The organism is Rhizobium sp. P2_G9 (genome assembly GCF_056403475.1).
The window spans coordinates 41,158-55,123 of the sequence record NZ_JBFUFK010000019.1 but is presented as its reverse complement, the minus strand read 5'-3'; the positions used below and the strand labels follow the sequence as shown (position 1 = coordinate 55,123).

The following is a 13,966-nucleotide window of genomic DNA, read 5'->3' as shown; positions in this document are numbered from 1 at the left end:
TCGCTACTTTAGAAGCGATTTCAAATCCCAGCGTTTTATGCACCCATCGACGAAATAGGCAGCATTCGCCGCAGCCTCTTTCGCCTCCTCTTCTGTCACATCGTCATCAAGGCCGTAATCAGACCTAACGCGCTCGCCGCGTGCCCGGTTTAGCATGCGTCCGAGATCACCGGTCGCGTCCGCTCCATTGACGAGCAGCTTACCGAAGTGCTCTATCACATGCTCGTGGCTTGCCGGCACGTCTTTGGTTTTGCCAACGCCGCCGGCCTTAAACAGCACTGCCCGGGCGCCATGGTGCATGGCATAGTAGGCTGAATGAACGCAGGCATGTGGAGTTCCGCCATTTGCCGCCTGAGTTCTCGCTTCCTGCAGATGCGTCACTGCTTTGCGCAATTCCTGTGCAGCCCTGGTGAGCTGTATTTCTTCGCTGAGCGGTTCAGTTGGTAGCGACCGTGGACGGTTGACTTTCTTGTCCTTCGGCGGATGCAACATCACCTTCTTGCTTTTCTTCATCGCGGTATCACAACGCCATCTCGCTTGATGTGTTGAGAAAGGGCGGGAAGGTTCGGCTTATCCATGGAGCTCGCCGAGACCGAGACTGGGCGAATGTGAACGCCGGCGACGATATGCGGGTAAGCAAGATCGGAAAGCGCACGATCGGCCTGCCGCCCATCGCTTCCGTCAAGCACCACTGCGACATCATAGTCCGACGAATGTTTAGCCTCACCGCGGGCGCGCGAACCAAAGAGGACGACATCGCGAACCCGCCCTGAAAAAGATCGCTCAACATCGCGACGAAAATCGATCAGATGTTTCGCGGCACGCTTCGATACCAGCTTTTGAAGAACGACCGGCTCCGACATCGTCAAGCTCTGATAAGACATGTTTTCTTTTAATCAGGATAACATCAGCCGAGAGCTGACGCTACAGGAGCTAAGCCGTTCTCACGCCGCCTTGCGGCCCGTGCTCGGCGGGTTTGCCGGAGCACTGCCGAGCATCAGGACCACATCCTCATAGCCCGCTTCGATAAAGCTGCCGGCGATCGTTTCGATTTCTTCGATCGGCGCTCCGGCTGCGGAGAGGATGATTTCGGCGTTGCCCTTGCGGGCCAGGCGGCTGACGCCGGTGACGTCGGTGTCGCCGCATTCGATCAGCACGAGATCATAGGCGCGGGCCAGCGCATCGAGGATCATGGCGAGGCGATCGGCGGCGCGCATGGCGCGGCGGGCGTCGGCGGTGCCCTGCGGCAGGATATGAGCTTCCGACAGGCGGTCGGCGTGGATCGTGTCGGCAAAGGCGGCTTCGCCAGCGAGCAGGTTGGTAATGCCAGGCAGGTTGCCACGTTCCGACATCTGCCGCGTCGGCAAAGCTGAGCCGGTCATGTCCAGCAGGATCACGCGGGCGCCCTCGCCGGCGATCATGCGCGCCAGTGCGACGGAGGCTGCGGAGCCATTGTCACCAATCAGAGACACGCCGATCGCCACATTGATGCCATTGTCGATCAGGTGGCGGCCAACGGAGGCGATGGAGAATTCCTCGTCTGCTTCGGCATAAACGAGATCTTGGTCGGCCGCCGCAGCCATGCGATCGGTTTCACCATCGTTCATGGACAGCAGGCTCACCGCAGCAGCGTCACCCGGCTGGGCGGCATGGTCGCGAGCGACTGCCGCTTTCGGCTTCATAGCAGCTGCAGCCGTTGATTTCGTCGTGATCACCGGCTGGTGAACGACGGCGGGTGCCTCGACAGTCTCAGCCTGATCATCGTCCTCATCCTCATCATATTCCACGGGCCGCACGGCGCGGCCGGAGAACAGTTCCGACAGCAGGATGAAGACCGAGCTCAGCACGAAACCGGCGACCGAGGCAACGACGACAATCGGAATGGTTTTCGGGAAAAAGGGCCGGGTCGGCACGACGGCAGAGGAGACGACGCGAGCATCGGCCGGCGTGGCGTTCATGTCCTTCTGCGAGATCGCCTCGCGATAGCGCGACAAGTAGGTTTCAAGCAACTGCCGCTGGGCCGTCGCCTCACGCTCAAGCGCGTTCAGGCCCACCTGCTTTTCATCGGTACTGGCCGTGTCGGCTTTGATCGAATTAAGCTGCCCGACAAGCTGCTTTTCACGCAGGCGGGCAACATTGGCGTCACTTTCCAGGCTGGCGAGGATTTTCTGAGTCTCGGTGCGGATCTGCTGCTTGATACCGGCAAGCTGCGAGCGCAGGCCCTTCATCTGTGGATGGCCGTCGAGCAGTTTGGTCGAGAGATCGGCGATCTGGCCTTCGATGCTTGACTGCGTCTCCTTCAGACGCTGGATCATCTGCGAGCCGACAACTTCGTTGAGCGTGTCGACATTGCCGGAAGAGAGCGCCTGGCGCACGGACTCCGCCCTCGCCTCGGCACTGGCACGGTCGGCGCGGACATTGGCGAGCGCTTGCGAAATATCGGTCAACTGCTGCTGCGAGATGGTGTTCTGCTGGCCGGTCTGGAAGAGATCCGACGACGCGCGATACTGCGCCACCTTGGCTTCGGCGTCGCGCACCTTTTCACGCAGATTGGCGATTTCGGGCTCCAGCCATTTGGCCGTCTCGTTGGTCACGTCGAGCTTGGCGCCGGATTGCAGCGACAGATAGACCTTGGCGATGGCATTGGGTATCGCCGCCGCCAGCTTCGGATCGCGCGACGAGAACTGGATGGCGATGACGCGCGATTTATCGACCTGATAGACTTGCAGCTTCTGGATGAACTCCTGGATGACGCGGTCTTCGGGCTCGACGTCCAGCGGGTTCTTCATCAGATGCGCGGTCACCAGGACGCGCGTGACGATCGACGGATTGGCGGCCGGATCGAATTCCGGGCGCTCGCCGAGCTTGAAATCGCGGGCCACCTGGCGGATCAGGTCGGCGGATTGCAGCAGCGCCACCTGCGACGTGACGCCCGCATCGTCGAGTGTTGGGTCCGCCCCCTGCGGATCGGTTGGTCGGCGGGCGAGATCGGGGTCACGCGTCTCGATCAGGATACGCGCTTCGCTCTGATATTGCGGCGCGACGACGCTGGTGCCGGCTATGGCAAGGCCGGCAAAGGTAACGGTCGTTGCCAGCACCAGCAATCGGCGCCGCCAGATCGCCCGGAACAGGCCAGCCAGGTCAATATCCGCGTCTACGCTACTTTGCCTCGTCGTCGACATGCCCGAACTCCACAAAACCTTCGGGCGCAAAGATAAACAAAGTCGGTAAGCGAAGCGTTAACCCGGCGGGCCGAATGACGTCGATCAAATTTATCGGCTGAAATTCCTCAATTCGATCACCGGTTTTACCAGCTGTTAACCCTAATGGTTCGATAACAGCAGCATGAAGCATGGACCGAAACGGTAAACGCCGGACCATGCCGCAATGCAACACCGGCAGGAGTTCCTTCGAATGCAGACCGCCGCCAGAGCGTCGTTCTCGATCCGGCACGGACTTTCGATCGCCCTCGTCGTGGCGTCGGCCTTCGTTGCGTCCTGCACGTCCTATCGGCCGCCGCCGAAGGCATTCGAGGAAGCAACGATCCAGCCCTACCGCGTCGACTCGGGCGATCGGCTGCGCGTCACCGTCTTCGACCAGAAGGATCTGTCGACCACCTATTCCGTCGACCAGGCCGGCTATATCGCCTTTCCGCTGATCGGCACCGTGCCAGCGCGCGGTCGGACGCTGCAAGAGCTGGAAGGTCAGATTGCAGCCAAGCTGCGCCAGGGCTATCTGCGCGATCCCGACGTGTCGATCGAGGTCGACCGCTACCGCTCGATTTTCGTCATGGGCGAGGTTGGACAACCCGGTCAGTATACCTATGTTCCTGGCATGACGATCCAGAACGCAATTGCCGTCGCAGGCGGCTACACAGCGCGCGCCAACCAGGCCAATGCCGACGTGACCCGCAAGGTCAACGGCAATATCCTGACCGGTCGTGTGTCGATTTCCAGTTCCGTGCTTGCCGGAGATACGATCTACGTTCGCGAACGCCTGTTCTAGGTGTTCTTCATGCAGGACCCCGTGCCGCTCAGGATCCTCCATTGTTTCCGCTCTCCCGTCGGAGGAATTTTCCGCCATGTCCGCGATCTTGCCAAAGAACAGAGCCGCGCTGGCCATCATGTCGGCATCCTCTGTGACAGCTCCACCGGCGGAGCGCATGAGGACCGGTTGTTCGAAGGGATCATGCCCCATCTCGCGCTCGGACTGACGCGCATACCGATCGATCGGGCGATCTCGCCGCGGGACATCCCGGTTTTCTGGAGGAGTTACAAGCAGATCAGAAGTTTGCAGCCGGACATAGTGCATGGCCATGGCGCCAAGGGCGGCGCCCTGGCCAGGCTTGCCGGCTCAGCCTTGCGGGTTAACAGGTATCGCGTTTCCCGCCTCTATTCGCCGCATGGCGGCAGCCTGCATTTCAACCCCGAGGGATTTGCAGGACGAACGGTGTTCCGGCTCGAAAAGCTGCAGGAAAAGGCGACGGATGCGATCGTCTTCGTCTGCGAGTTCGAGCGCAACACCTATATCGCCAAGGTCGGCGAGATCGATATCCGCAACGAGGTCATCTATAACGGCGTCGGCGAGGAGGATTTCGTCCCGGTGCCGGAAGCGCCGGATGCAGCCGATTTCCTCTATGTCGGCATGATGCGCGATCTCAAGGGCCCCGACATCTTCATCGATGCTTTTGCCAAGACAGAGCGCATCCTCAAGCGGCCGCTGTCGGCCGTCATGATCGGCGACGGCCCGCAGCGGGAAAAGTATCTGGAGATGATGACGGTGCGCGGGCTCGGCCGGCGCATTACCATGCGGCCTGCAATGAACATCCGCGAGGCTCTCACCCACGCGCCCACGGTTGTGGTGCCGTCGCGCGCCGAATCCATGCCCTATATCGTGCTGGAATCACTGGCCGCCGGCAAGGCGGTGATCGCTTCCAATGTCGGCGGCATCTCGGAAGTGCTCGGACGCGACAGTGGCGCGCTGGTGCCGGCCGGCAACAGCGACGCGCTGGCAGCCGTCATGGCCGAGAGCATCACCGATTCCGGCTGGCGCGCCCGCAACATACCCGACCGCGACCGCTTCCACGAGACATTCAGCGCCATCACCATGGCCCGCCGCGTCACAGGCCTCTACCAGGAGCTGTTGGCCGGCTAGAGCAAGCCGCCTCCAAGGCGCTGTGGAAACTCCTGACTTTTCTCAATTCGGCACGCCCGACCTCCCCTTGCGTAAGCGTTTCTTAGGGCATTTCGCCTAGTGTCCGAGACGAATTGGTATCGAGTAGAGTGTGATGAGTCAGCTGCCTGAAAGAGACGACGATCTCGACATCGAACGCCTGCGCAAGCAGGTTTCGGAGATCCGCACCATCGGCCCCGACGAGACCGCCGCGGGTGTCAAGCCGGGAACGATCGAACTCAACGATTTCGCCAAACGGGTCGCCGCGCAATATCGCGACGAGAAATTCTCGCCCTCGATGATGACCGGCCTGGCGAGACTGTTCGACTTCGTGATGCTGTTTTTGATCGGCCACGTGGTCAACTTCTTCTACCTGCACAATATGAGTGCACTTCTGTGGCACATCCCGGTGGTCGCCGCCGGCGGGGTGCTGAGCGTGCTTTTCCTGCAGATCGCCGATTGCTACCAGATCCCGGTTCTCAGGGCGCCATACCGGGTGATCGGCCGCATTGCCGGCGCCTGGGCAATGGCTTTCGCCGTGATGGCGCTGACGCTGTTCTTCCTGAAAACATCCGAGAGCGTGTCGCGCTTCTGGTTTGGCGCCTGGTTCATTGCCGGCCTTGGCTATCTCATGGCGCAGCGTTACCTGCTCGCCTGGGCATTGAAGCGTTGGCTGCGCAATGGCGTGCTCGAACGCCGCGCTGTGATCGTCTGCGGCGGCAGGCCGGCGCAGGAACTGATCCGCTCGCTGGAAGCGCAGCCGGAAAACGATATCCGCATCCTCGGCATTTTCGACGACCGTCTCGACCGCCGCTCGCCGGAACTGGTGGCCGGCTATCCGAAGCTCGGCACGGTGACGGAACTGGTCGAATTTGTGCGGCTGGCGCGCGTCGACATGCTGATCATCTCGCTGCCGATGACGGCGGAGAAGCGCATCCTCGACTTGCTGCGCAAGCTCTGGATCCTGCCGGTCGACATCCGCATCGCCGCCCATGCCAGCAAGCTGAAATTTCGTCCCCGCGCCTATTCGCATGTCGGCAAGACGGCCATGCTCGACGTGTTCGACAAGCCGATCAACGATTGGGATTCGGTCGCCAAGCGTATCTTCGATATCTTCTTCAGTCTGGTGGCAATCGCCATGCTCTGGCCGGTCATGCTCGGTGCGGCCATCGCGGTGAAGGCGACGTCCAAGGGGCCGATCATCTTCAAGCAGAAGCGCCACGGCTTCAACAACGAGATCATCAGCGTCTTCAAGTTCCGCTCCATGTACACGAACATGAGCGATCCGACCGCCGCCAGGGCGGTCACCAAAGGCGATCCGCGCGTCACCCCGGTCGGACGCTTCCTGCGCAAGTCCTCGATCGACGAACTGCCGCAGTTCTTCAATGTGCTCAGAGGCGACCTGTCGCTCGTCGGTCCGCGGCCGCATGCGGTGCTGGCGCAAACCCATGACCGCATCTATGCCGATGTCGTCGAAGGCTATTTCGCCCGTCACCGCGTCAAGCCTGGAGTCACCGGCTGGGCGCAGATCAACGGCTGGCGCGGCGAGATCGACAGCGACGAGAAGATCAAGTACCGCACCGCCTTCGACCTGCACTATATCGAGAACTGGTCGCTGCTCTTCGATCTGAAGATCCTGTTCCTGACGCCCTTCCGACTGCTCAACACGGAAAATGCCTATTGAGCGCGATCGTCCACGCCGAGACGGTTTCCTTCAAGCCCGGACAGGCCACCGCAAGGCTGGTCGGCTCCGGGCTGATGGCGTTCGGCGTGTTCCTGTCGGGTTTCGTCATCGACGAGCCGGCACCCTATGAACTGTTCATGGCCGGGCTGATCGGTTTCTGGTTCATCATCGGGCTGAAAATCTCGCGCACGACCGGACTGCTGCTTGCCTTCATGCTGACCTACATCACCGGCGGCATGCTGTCGCTGACGCAGATGGCGGAGATCGGCGACGGGCCAATGTATCTCGCCGTCACCTTCTTCCTGCTGATCTCCTCAGTCTTCTACTCAGCCGTCATCGAAGACGACCCTCGGAGGCTGAAGCTGATCTTCAACGCCTGGACATGTGCCGCAGTGATCACCGCCATGTGCGGGATTATCGGCTATTTTCACGCCCTGCCCGGCTTTGCCATTTTCACCCGTTACGACCGCGCCATGGGCGTGTTCCAGGACCCGAACGTGTTCGGTCCCTTCCTGGTGGCGCCATCGCTTTATCTGCTGCACGGCATCCTGACCGGCCGGGCCAAACATCTGCCGCTGCGGCTCGGCTGCCTTGCCATACTGGCCTTCGGCGTGCTGCTCTCGTTCTCGCGCGCCGCCTGGGCGATGTTCGTCTTCTCCTCGATGATGATGGTGCTGATCATGTTCATCAAGGAGCGGTCCGGCGCCTTCCGCCTGAAAGTGCTGGTCATAGCGCTCTCCGGCGTCATCCTTGGCGTCGTCGGCATTGTGGTGGCGCTCAACACGCCGGCGATCTCCGGCCTGCTCGAGCAGCGCACCAAGCTTGTCCAGGAATATGACGGCGACCGGCTCGGCCGGTTCGAGCGCCACAAGCTTGGCTTCCTCAACGCCATGAGCGAGCCGCTCGGCATCGGGCCGATGGTGTTCTCCACCATCTACCCTGAAGACGAGCACAATATCTGGCTGAAATCGCTGACCACCTATGGCTGGCTTGGCCTCGCGACCTACATCGCGCTTGCCTGGACCACGATCGGTTTCGGCATCCGCTACATGTTCCGCGACCGGCCGTGGCAGCCCTATCTGGTAGCAGCGTGGATCACGCTCTGCGGCCATGAACTGATCGGCAATGTCATCGATACCGACCACTGGCGGCATCACTTCATGCTCTATGGCATCGTCTGGGGCTGCGCGGCGCTGGAGCACAGATATCAACGGCAGAGGTCCGCCGGCGCTGCGGCTCGCCCATGACCCATCTTCCCTTGCGAATCCTGCAGGTGCTCGAACCGAGCGGCGGCGGCTCAGGCCGGCACTTTCTCGATCTTTGCGGGGCACTGGCCGAACGCGGGCATCACGTCGCGGCAATCTATTCGCCGACTCGCGCCGAGGAGCGTTTCGTTAGAGAACTTCAAGCATTGCCGCTGGCCGCCATACATTCCGTGCCGATGACGCGGTCCCCCTCGCCTTCCGATGCGCGAGCATGGATGGCGATCCGGAAGATCATCAGAACCGGTGGCCCGTTCGACATCATCCACGGCCATAGTTCCAAGGCCGGCGCGCTGACCCGCATGCGCATGCCCGGCCGACATATCCCGCGGGTTTATACGCCGCACGCCTTCCGCACCATGGATCCGACGCTTGGCGCCCGCGGCCGCCAGATTTTTGGCGGCATCGAGTGCCTGTTTGGAAAATACCTGACCGATGCGCTGATCTGCGTCTCGCGTGACGAATATCAGCACGCCGTGCAATATCTCGGCATTCCGGACAACAGACTGCATACAGTCGTCAACGGCGTCTCGGCGCCGCCCATCGGCCAGCGTCAGGAGATTCGCGCCCAGCTCGGCATCCGACCAGATGCGTTCGTCTTTGGCTTCGTCGGCCGCCTCTCCGAACAGAAAGCGCCGGAGCGGCTGCTTGACGCCTTCAATCGCATCGGCGCTGCTCTGCCGCAAACAGAATTGGCGATGATCGGCTTCGGACCGCTGGAAGCGGAGATGCGGAGCATGATTGGCAGCAGCGGCTTGGCCAAACGCATCCATCTCACTTCCGCCCTTCCGGGACCCGACGCCATGCAGGCCTTCGATGTGCTGGTCATGCCGAGCCGTTACGAAGCGATGTCCTATGTGATGCTGGAAGCGGCCGCCGCCGGCCTGCCGATGATTCTCGCCGATGTCGGCGGCGCTTCGACGGTGGTGGATGATGGCAGGAACGGCTTCATCGTCGCAAATGACGACGACGTTACAGACTTGGCGCAGCGGATGCTCGAAATCGCCCGGCCGCAGTGCCACGAAGCCATGCGTACCGCCGCCCTCGCGCGCAAGACCGACTATTCGCTCGATAAAATGGTGGATGCGACCGAGGCAGTTTACCGCGGGCTTGCGCAGGGCGGATAATCCCGATTCTTACTGGCCGACAGCAGGCCGGCCGTCTGACAGACAAGTAAGTGCGCCGATTCTCGTCAGCAGGACGCGAACATTCGCGCATCACTTTGGACCAGTTCGGGACGTTTGGCCCCAATTGCGGGGCATTTGGTGCCCTTATGTTCCCCTAAGGCCCTTGTTGCGGCCTTGGAGCATCGGCAAAATGTGAGGGAAATCAAGGATATAGTGGTCGGAGTGGCGGGATTTGAACCCACGACCCCTTGACCCCCAGTCAAGTGCGCTACCAGGCTGCGCTACACTCCGGCCGTGGCGCTCCGTTTATAGTTTCGATGCTTGGGGCGCAAGTCCCAAATCCAGCGATTTTGAAGAATGAACCAATGGTCTGAATAAACGATTGTTTGGCTGGCACTGGTATTGAGCCCAGCCAGCCCGCTCCTTGCCAAACAAGGCATGGTGGCAGGGAGCGGTTTTGGTATTGCGCCATACCGCACGGGCGCCGAACCGGCGTTCATGGCGACCCTGCCTGCCCGCTATTCCTTGCACCGTGCGTATCAAAAAGAGTCATGCGTGTATTTGAGCGAGCCATTCACGTGGATATGCAATAAATACTGCCTGATATAGGAGAAATATAGTTAAAATTCGGTTATACATAATATACTTCGTGCATATTTTCGGAATTTCCGAGCATAAAAAATGTCGAATCGAGCCGTTACTTCCGTTTCCGTAAGATGCAACCATTCGGAATTCTGACCCATATCTACCATACCAACAGTCTTGATATTGTTGTTTGTCAAATTTGCCAGTCCAATTAAGCATATGAGAATATACTCTTTGCGCTTCGGCACAACCTCTGGCATCACACTATTGTTGTTAGGGGCACTACCATGACTATCTATGTCGATAAAGAAGCGCGCGCCGGCTTCAAGCAAGGCCTGGTTTCCACGATCCTTTCGGACAATCAGCTTACGCGCGAACAGCTGCTCGGGCGGCTGCTTGGATTTTTCGAGGATTGCCTTGCCGAACTGGTCGACGAAGGCCAGCTCAACGTGATGCCGGCGGCCACGGGCGAAAGTCATATGGACATATTCTCGGCCCTGAGGCGGCACTAACGCGCGCCGCAATTTCCCGAATTCGCTGCTTGCGCTGTTTATTCCTGCGCATGGCCTTGTCCTGAAACCGGTGATCAATTTCGAGACGTGTGCGGTCATTTTCCGCTTCGGGTGATCCCGCCCCACAGCGTAGGCCAATGTGCTGTTTCCCGTCGAACGGAACATCCGTCTCAGGAGAGAATTCTTCTCGGGAAGGAGATGAGACATGGTAACCGAGACATTGGTGAATGTGCCAGGCGACGAGCGCAACATATCCGAGCCCGCAACGCTGGAGCTTAACGAAGTAATCGATGAAGCGGTCGCGGCCGGCTTCGATGAAGAAATGGTTTTGGAGGCGCTGCAGACGGCACTCCAATCACGGCGTGACGCCGCAGGTCTGCAGCGTTCGGCCGATCCTGCCCCAGCCGAGAAAGCCATGCCGCGGTCATTGCTCGATGCGCTCAGGGACGCCCAGCGGGCCGCCTTGGATGAAGGAAACGAGCGGATCACCTACCTTCTCGGCCTGGCGCTTGACGAGGCAAAGGCGCCCCGGGCGTGACGATGACAAAGGCAGAAGCGAGCATGGTTTTCAGAACCATGTCATGGCCATCTTCCCCGGTTTAGTTGTGACAGCCGAAACGAGAAGAAGTTTAAGTGTTACGAAAGTAGAGCGCACTCTATCGTGCAAATTAGACTTTCGTTCTATTATTGAGATGGGTCAAAGGAAAGCATGGGCATTTCCTTATCAAGCAGCCGCCCATACCCCTACGATGGGCACCGGACGCGGTTTGCCCTACCGAGTGGCCCCCCTCGGCCATTGCCCGGCTCCTGCCGGGCCGTCCGCGTCAAGATCAAGCCGCGCGGCTGTCGTTTGAACGGTCCGCAATCATGCGATACTAAGAATATCGTAATTCAATCCCTCATTGAGAATCTTGGCGCGAACGGCGGCTTTTATCGGCAATCTAAGGTCACTCTTAACTGTCGCGGAATAAGATCGCGGCAATATGATTGCAAACCGATAGTGGCAATCTGCCGGGTTTCACCGTTCTTGCAGTGATTCCTTGACCTCGGGGCGGCCACAGGATCGAGAAGGTGTATCCGATGAACGCAGATCAGAGTTTGGTCACTGATCATCAGGGCATTTTGATCGCAAGCGATATCGCTGCGCATTCCGACCTCATCAACCGCTCCCTCTTGGGCTACAACCCGAAGCTTATCGCGGCACGCGAAGACCTCGAAGCTTTGGATGCAGCCGAGGCGCATTGCCGGCCCGAACTCATTATCCTCGACCTGGCCTTTGCGGGAACGAGCGGCGTTGAAATCTGCCGAGAATTCAGAGCCAACGCGGCGACATCCGAAATATCCGTGATCTTGGTGACGCCTGCCGGCGATCTTGAAAGCCGTTTGTCCGGTTTCGCCGCAGGCGCGGTCGATTGTATCGAGAGCACGATTCATCCGGAAGAGTTCCGCGCCCGTGTCGCTGTCCAACTTGCCCTGAGCGCCGGGCGCAGGCAGCTTCGCGAGCGTAATGAACAGCTTCACACTGCACTTGCCTGTATCGGACAGGGTGTCTGTCTTTTCGATGCTGCGGGCAAGTTGATCTTGTCCAACAATCGTTATGCTGAGGTCTATGGACTCCAGCCGTCGGTCATCCATCCCGGACAGACACTCGAGGAAATCCTGAAGCTGCGGCACGGCGTGGATGCCGTTCCCGCGATATCACAGTCGGACTATCTCCGTTGGGCTGAAGCGACGAATGCCGGCGACGCCCCGCAAGTCTGGATCAAGGAACTGAAATCCGGCAAGATCATTCGCGGCTATCATCAAAAAACGAAAGAGGGCGGCTGGGTATCCAGCCACGAAGACATAACCCAGGCCTGGCAAGCCGAAAGAGCGCTTGCCGAGGCGCATGCACAGGCGGAGCGCGCCGAGCAGGAGGCGCGCGCTGCGCATGCCCGTCTGCTGGCCGCATTCGAAGTCGTTCCGGAAGGTCTGGCGTTGTTCGACGCAGAAGACCGCTTCGTTTTGTGGAATCGCCGCTACGAGCAACTCTATTTGGAAAACGGCGAGCGGCTCGCGATCGGGATGCATTTCGAAGACAGACTTCGTGACGGGCTAAAGCATGGCCAATATCCCGAGGCGGTCGACCGCGAGGAGGAGTGGCTCGCCGAGCGGCTGGCGCGACATGCCGCGCCGCAAAGCACCCACGAACAGCGCCTGCCGGGAAACCGCTGGGTACGGATTGAGGAGCGCCGGATTTCGGAAGGCGGCAGCGTCGGTATCCGCGTCGACATAACCGATCTCAAGATGCGCGAGGCTTCGTTCAGGCTGCTGTTTGAAGGAAACCCGTTGCCGATGTGGGTCTACGATCGGGAGAGCCTGAGATTTCTCGACGTCAACCAGGCCGCACTCGATCACTACGGCTACGACAGGAAGCGTTTTCTTTCGATGACGCTCCTGGACATTCGCCCGGCCGAGGACTGGGGAAAGGTCAAGGCGGCCGTGGCCAGCGGCGAGAGCGAGGGCGGCTCCAACCATACCTGGCTGCATCTGCGGGCAGACGGAACAATGGTCGAGGTCATCATCTATTCGTCGCGGTTGTCCTATGATGGGCGCGCCGCCACGTTGATTGCCGCTGTCGATGTCACCGAGCGCAAACGCGCCGAAAGAGCGCTGCTGCAGCATCGTGATACGCTTGAGGACACGGTCCGCGCCCGAACCGCAGAGATCGCACGGCAGGCCGAGGAACTGGAGCGGATGCTGGATCAGGAGCGTCACATCAACACGCTGCAGCGGCAATTCGTCTCCATGGCCTCGCATGAATTCCGCACGCCTTTGGCCGTGATAGACGGTGCCGCGCAACGTCTCGTGCGCCGCAAGGAGGCGGTCACACCTGAATTCATTGCGGAAAAGACCGAAGTGATCCGCAGCTCTGTTTCCCGCATGCTGGAATTGATGGAAAGCATCCTTGCCGCCGGTCGCTTGGATCATGGCCGGATCAACATTGTTCACAAGCCGTGTTCGTTGCGTGAGATCATTACCACTTGCAGCAGCCGGCAGGAGAGTATTCGGCGGTCCCATCGGTTTCTGCTTGACCTCGATCGACTGCCGCCGACCATCTATGCGGACCGCACCGCTCTGGAGCAGGTTTTCAGCAACCTTTTTTCCAACGCGGTGAAATACGCTCCGAATTCCCCAGACGTCTATGTCACCGGCTGGCAGGATGGCGAAAACATTCATGTCACCGTCCGCGATGAAGGAATAGGCATCGATGCCGATGATCTGCCGCGGATGTTCCAGCGCTATTTCAGAGCGAGGAGTTCGAGCGGGATCGCGGGTACCGGGATCGGCCTCAACTTCGTCAAGCAGATCATCGAGCTCCATGACGGCGTGATCGCGGTCGCAAGCCAAAAGGGATTCGGCACGACCTTCTCGCTCCGGCTGCCGATCGCCGTCGACAAGGGCAATGAAGAGCAGAACCAAGGCGCCCTGGCGGTCTGACTTGCGCGCCAGCGCGGCCGGTCATGGCCGCCGGCCGGGATCAGGATGCCGTCCCGCGGTCGGGTTGGCCTCCTTTCCGTTCCCGGCCGATGACCGGGTCGCAGACGTGAACCGATATGCTGCAGGGAAAAGCGCGATCCGGAC

11 protein-coding genes and 1 tRNA gene are annotated in these 13,966 nt (G+C 60.0%); 8 read left to right on the top strand and 4 right to left on the bottom strand.

From position 1 onward, the window contains the following. Positions 1 to 3: 3 nt before the first annotated feature. Genes AC1DYF_RS17415 through AC1DYF_RS17405 form a run of 3 tightly spaced genes read right to left on the bottom strand, consistent with a single transcriptional unit; the run spans position 4 to position 3,182 of the window. Complete coding sequence (locus AC1DYF_RS17415; protein ID WP_477878003.1) at positions 4 to 513, bottom strand: HEPN domain-containing protein; 510 nt, start codon at positions 511 to 513, stop codon at positions 4 to 6. Beyond that, the gene (locus AC1DYF_RS17410) at positions 510 to 884 is read right to left on the bottom strand and encodes a nucleotidyltransferase family protein (protein WP_477878002.1); all 375 of its coding nucleotides are present in this window, start codon (positions 882 to 884) and stop codon (positions 510 to 512) included. The genes AC1DYF_RS17415 and AC1DYF_RS17410 overlap by 4 nt, the downstream gene beginning before the upstream one ends. 60 nt (positions 885 to 944) lie before the next feature. Continuing rightward, on the bottom strand, positions 945 to 3,182 hold the full coding sequence (locus AC1DYF_RS17405; protein WP_477878001.1) for a GumC family protein: 2,238 nt from the start codon (positions 3,180 to 3,182) through the stop codon (positions 945 to 947). Between the two features lie 232 nt (positions 3,183 to 3,414). On the opposite strand from AC1DYF_RS17405, the gene AC1DYF_RS17400 reads away from it, so the two are divergent. The 5 genes from AC1DYF_RS17400 to AC1DYF_RS17380 all read left to right on the top strand — a co-directional run bounded on the left by AC1DYF_RS17400 (position 3,415) and on the right by AC1DYF_RS17380 (position 9,245). Further along, positions 3,415 to 4,005: a polysaccharide biosynthesis/export family protein gene (locus tag AC1DYF_RS17400; protein ID WP_477878000.1), complete on the top strand. Its 591-nt coding sequence runs from the start codon at positions 3,415 to 3,417 to the stop codon at positions 4,003 to 4,005. Between the two features lie 9 nt (positions 4,006 to 4,014). Beyond that, on the top strand, positions 4,015 to 5,154 hold the full coding sequence (locus AC1DYF_RS17395) for a glycosyltransferase family 4 protein (protein WP_477877999.1): 1,140 nt from the start codon (positions 4,015 to 4,017) through the stop codon (positions 5,152 to 5,154). A gap of 133 nt (positions 5,155 to 5,287) precedes the next feature. Beyond that, a complete protein-coding gene (locus AC1DYF_RS17390) occupies positions 5,288 to 6,856 on the top strand; it encodes an undecaprenyl-phosphate glucose phosphotransferase (protein WP_477877998.1) in 1,569 nt (522 codons plus the stop codon). Next, positions 6,853 to 8,103: an O-antigen ligase family protein gene (locus AC1DYF_RS17385; RefSeq protein ID WP_477877997.1), complete on the top strand. Its 1,251-nt coding sequence runs from the start codon at positions 6,853 to 6,855 to the stop codon at positions 8,101 to 8,103. The genes AC1DYF_RS17390 and AC1DYF_RS17385 overlap by 4 nt, the downstream gene beginning before the upstream one ends. Next, positions 8,100 to 9,245 (top strand): glycosyltransferase family 4 protein, encoded by a 1,146-nt coding sequence (locus AC1DYF_RS17380; protein WP_477877996.1) that lies wholly within the window; start codon positions 8,100 to 8,102, stop codon positions 9,243 to 9,245. The genes AC1DYF_RS17385 and AC1DYF_RS17380 overlap by 4 nt, the downstream gene beginning before the upstream one ends. A 214-nt stretch (positions 9,246 to 9,459) precedes the next feature. Here the strand turns inward: AC1DYF_RS17380 and AC1DYF_RS17375 are convergent. Beyond that, a tRNA-Pro gene (locus AC1DYF_RS17375) sits at positions 9,460 to 9,536 on the bottom strand. A gap of 581 nt (positions 9,537 to 10,117) precedes the next feature. Between AC1DYF_RS17375 and AC1DYF_RS17370 the strand changes: the two genes are divergently transcribed. The 3 genes from AC1DYF_RS17370 (at position 10,118) to AC1DYF_RS17360 (ending at position 13,822) form a co-directional block, all read left to right on the top strand. Beyond that, positions 10,118 to 10,342 carry a hypothetical protein gene (locus AC1DYF_RS17370; protein ID WP_477877995.1) on the top strand — a complete coding sequence of 75 codons (225 nt, stop codon included), beginning with the start codon at positions 10,118 to 10,120 and terminating at the stop codon, positions 10,340 to 10,342. Positions 10,343 to 10,547: 205 nt separating this feature from the next. Next, positions 10,548 to 10,880 (top strand): hypothetical protein, encoded by a 333-nt coding sequence (locus AC1DYF_RS17365; RefSeq protein WP_477877994.1) that lies wholly within the window; start codon positions 10,548 to 10,550, stop codon positions 10,878 to 10,880. A gap of 542 nt (positions 10,881 to 11,422) precedes the next feature. Then, positions 11,423 to 13,822, top strand: coding sequence for a PAS-domain containing protein (locus AC1DYF_RS17360; RefSeq protein WP_477877993.1), 2,400 nt, complete (start codon positions 11,423 to 11,425; stop codon positions 13,820 to 13,822). The last annotated feature ends 144 nt before the right edge of the window (positions 13,823 to 13,966 follow it).

Coding starts and splice junctions, on each gene's coding strand:
- AC1DYF_RS17380 (WP_477877996.1), top strand. CDS start 8,100: ATGACCCATCTTCCCTTGCGAATCCTGCAGGTGCTCGAACCGAGCGGC.
- AC1DYF_RS17370 (WP_477877995.1), top strand. CDS start 10,118: ATGACTATCTATGTCGATAAAGAAGCGCGCGCCGGCTTCAAGCAAGGC.
- AC1DYF_RS17395 (WP_477877999.1), top strand. CDS start 4,015: ATGCAGGACCCCGTGCCGCTCAGGATCCTCCATTGTTTCCGCTCTCCC.
- AC1DYF_RS17415 (WP_477878003.1), bottom strand. CDS start 513: ATGAAGAAAAGCAAGAAGGTGATGTTGCATCCGCCGAAGGACAAGAAA.
- AC1DYF_RS17400 (WP_477878000.1), top strand. CDS start 3,415: ATGCAGACCGCCGCCAGAGCGTCGTTCTCGATCCGGCACGGACTTTCG.
- AC1DYF_RS17365 (WP_477877994.1), top strand. CDS start 10,548: ATGGTAACCGAGACATTGGTGAATGTGCCAGGCGACGAGCGCAACATA.
- AC1DYF_RS17360 (WP_477877993.1), top strand. CDS start 11,423: ATGAACGCAGATCAGAGTTTGGTCACTGATCATCAGGGCATTTTGATC.
- AC1DYF_RS17390 (WP_477877998.1), top strand. CDS start 5,288: ATGAGTCAGCTGCCTGAAAGAGACGACGATCTCGACATCGAACGCCTG.
- AC1DYF_RS17410 (WP_477878002.1), bottom strand. CDS start 884: ATGTCTTATCAGAGCTTGACGATGTCGGAGCCGGTCGTTCTTCAAAAG.
- AC1DYF_RS17405 (WP_477878001.1), bottom strand. CDS start 3,182: ATGTCGACGACGAGGCAAAGTAGCGTAGACGCGGATATTGACCTGGCT.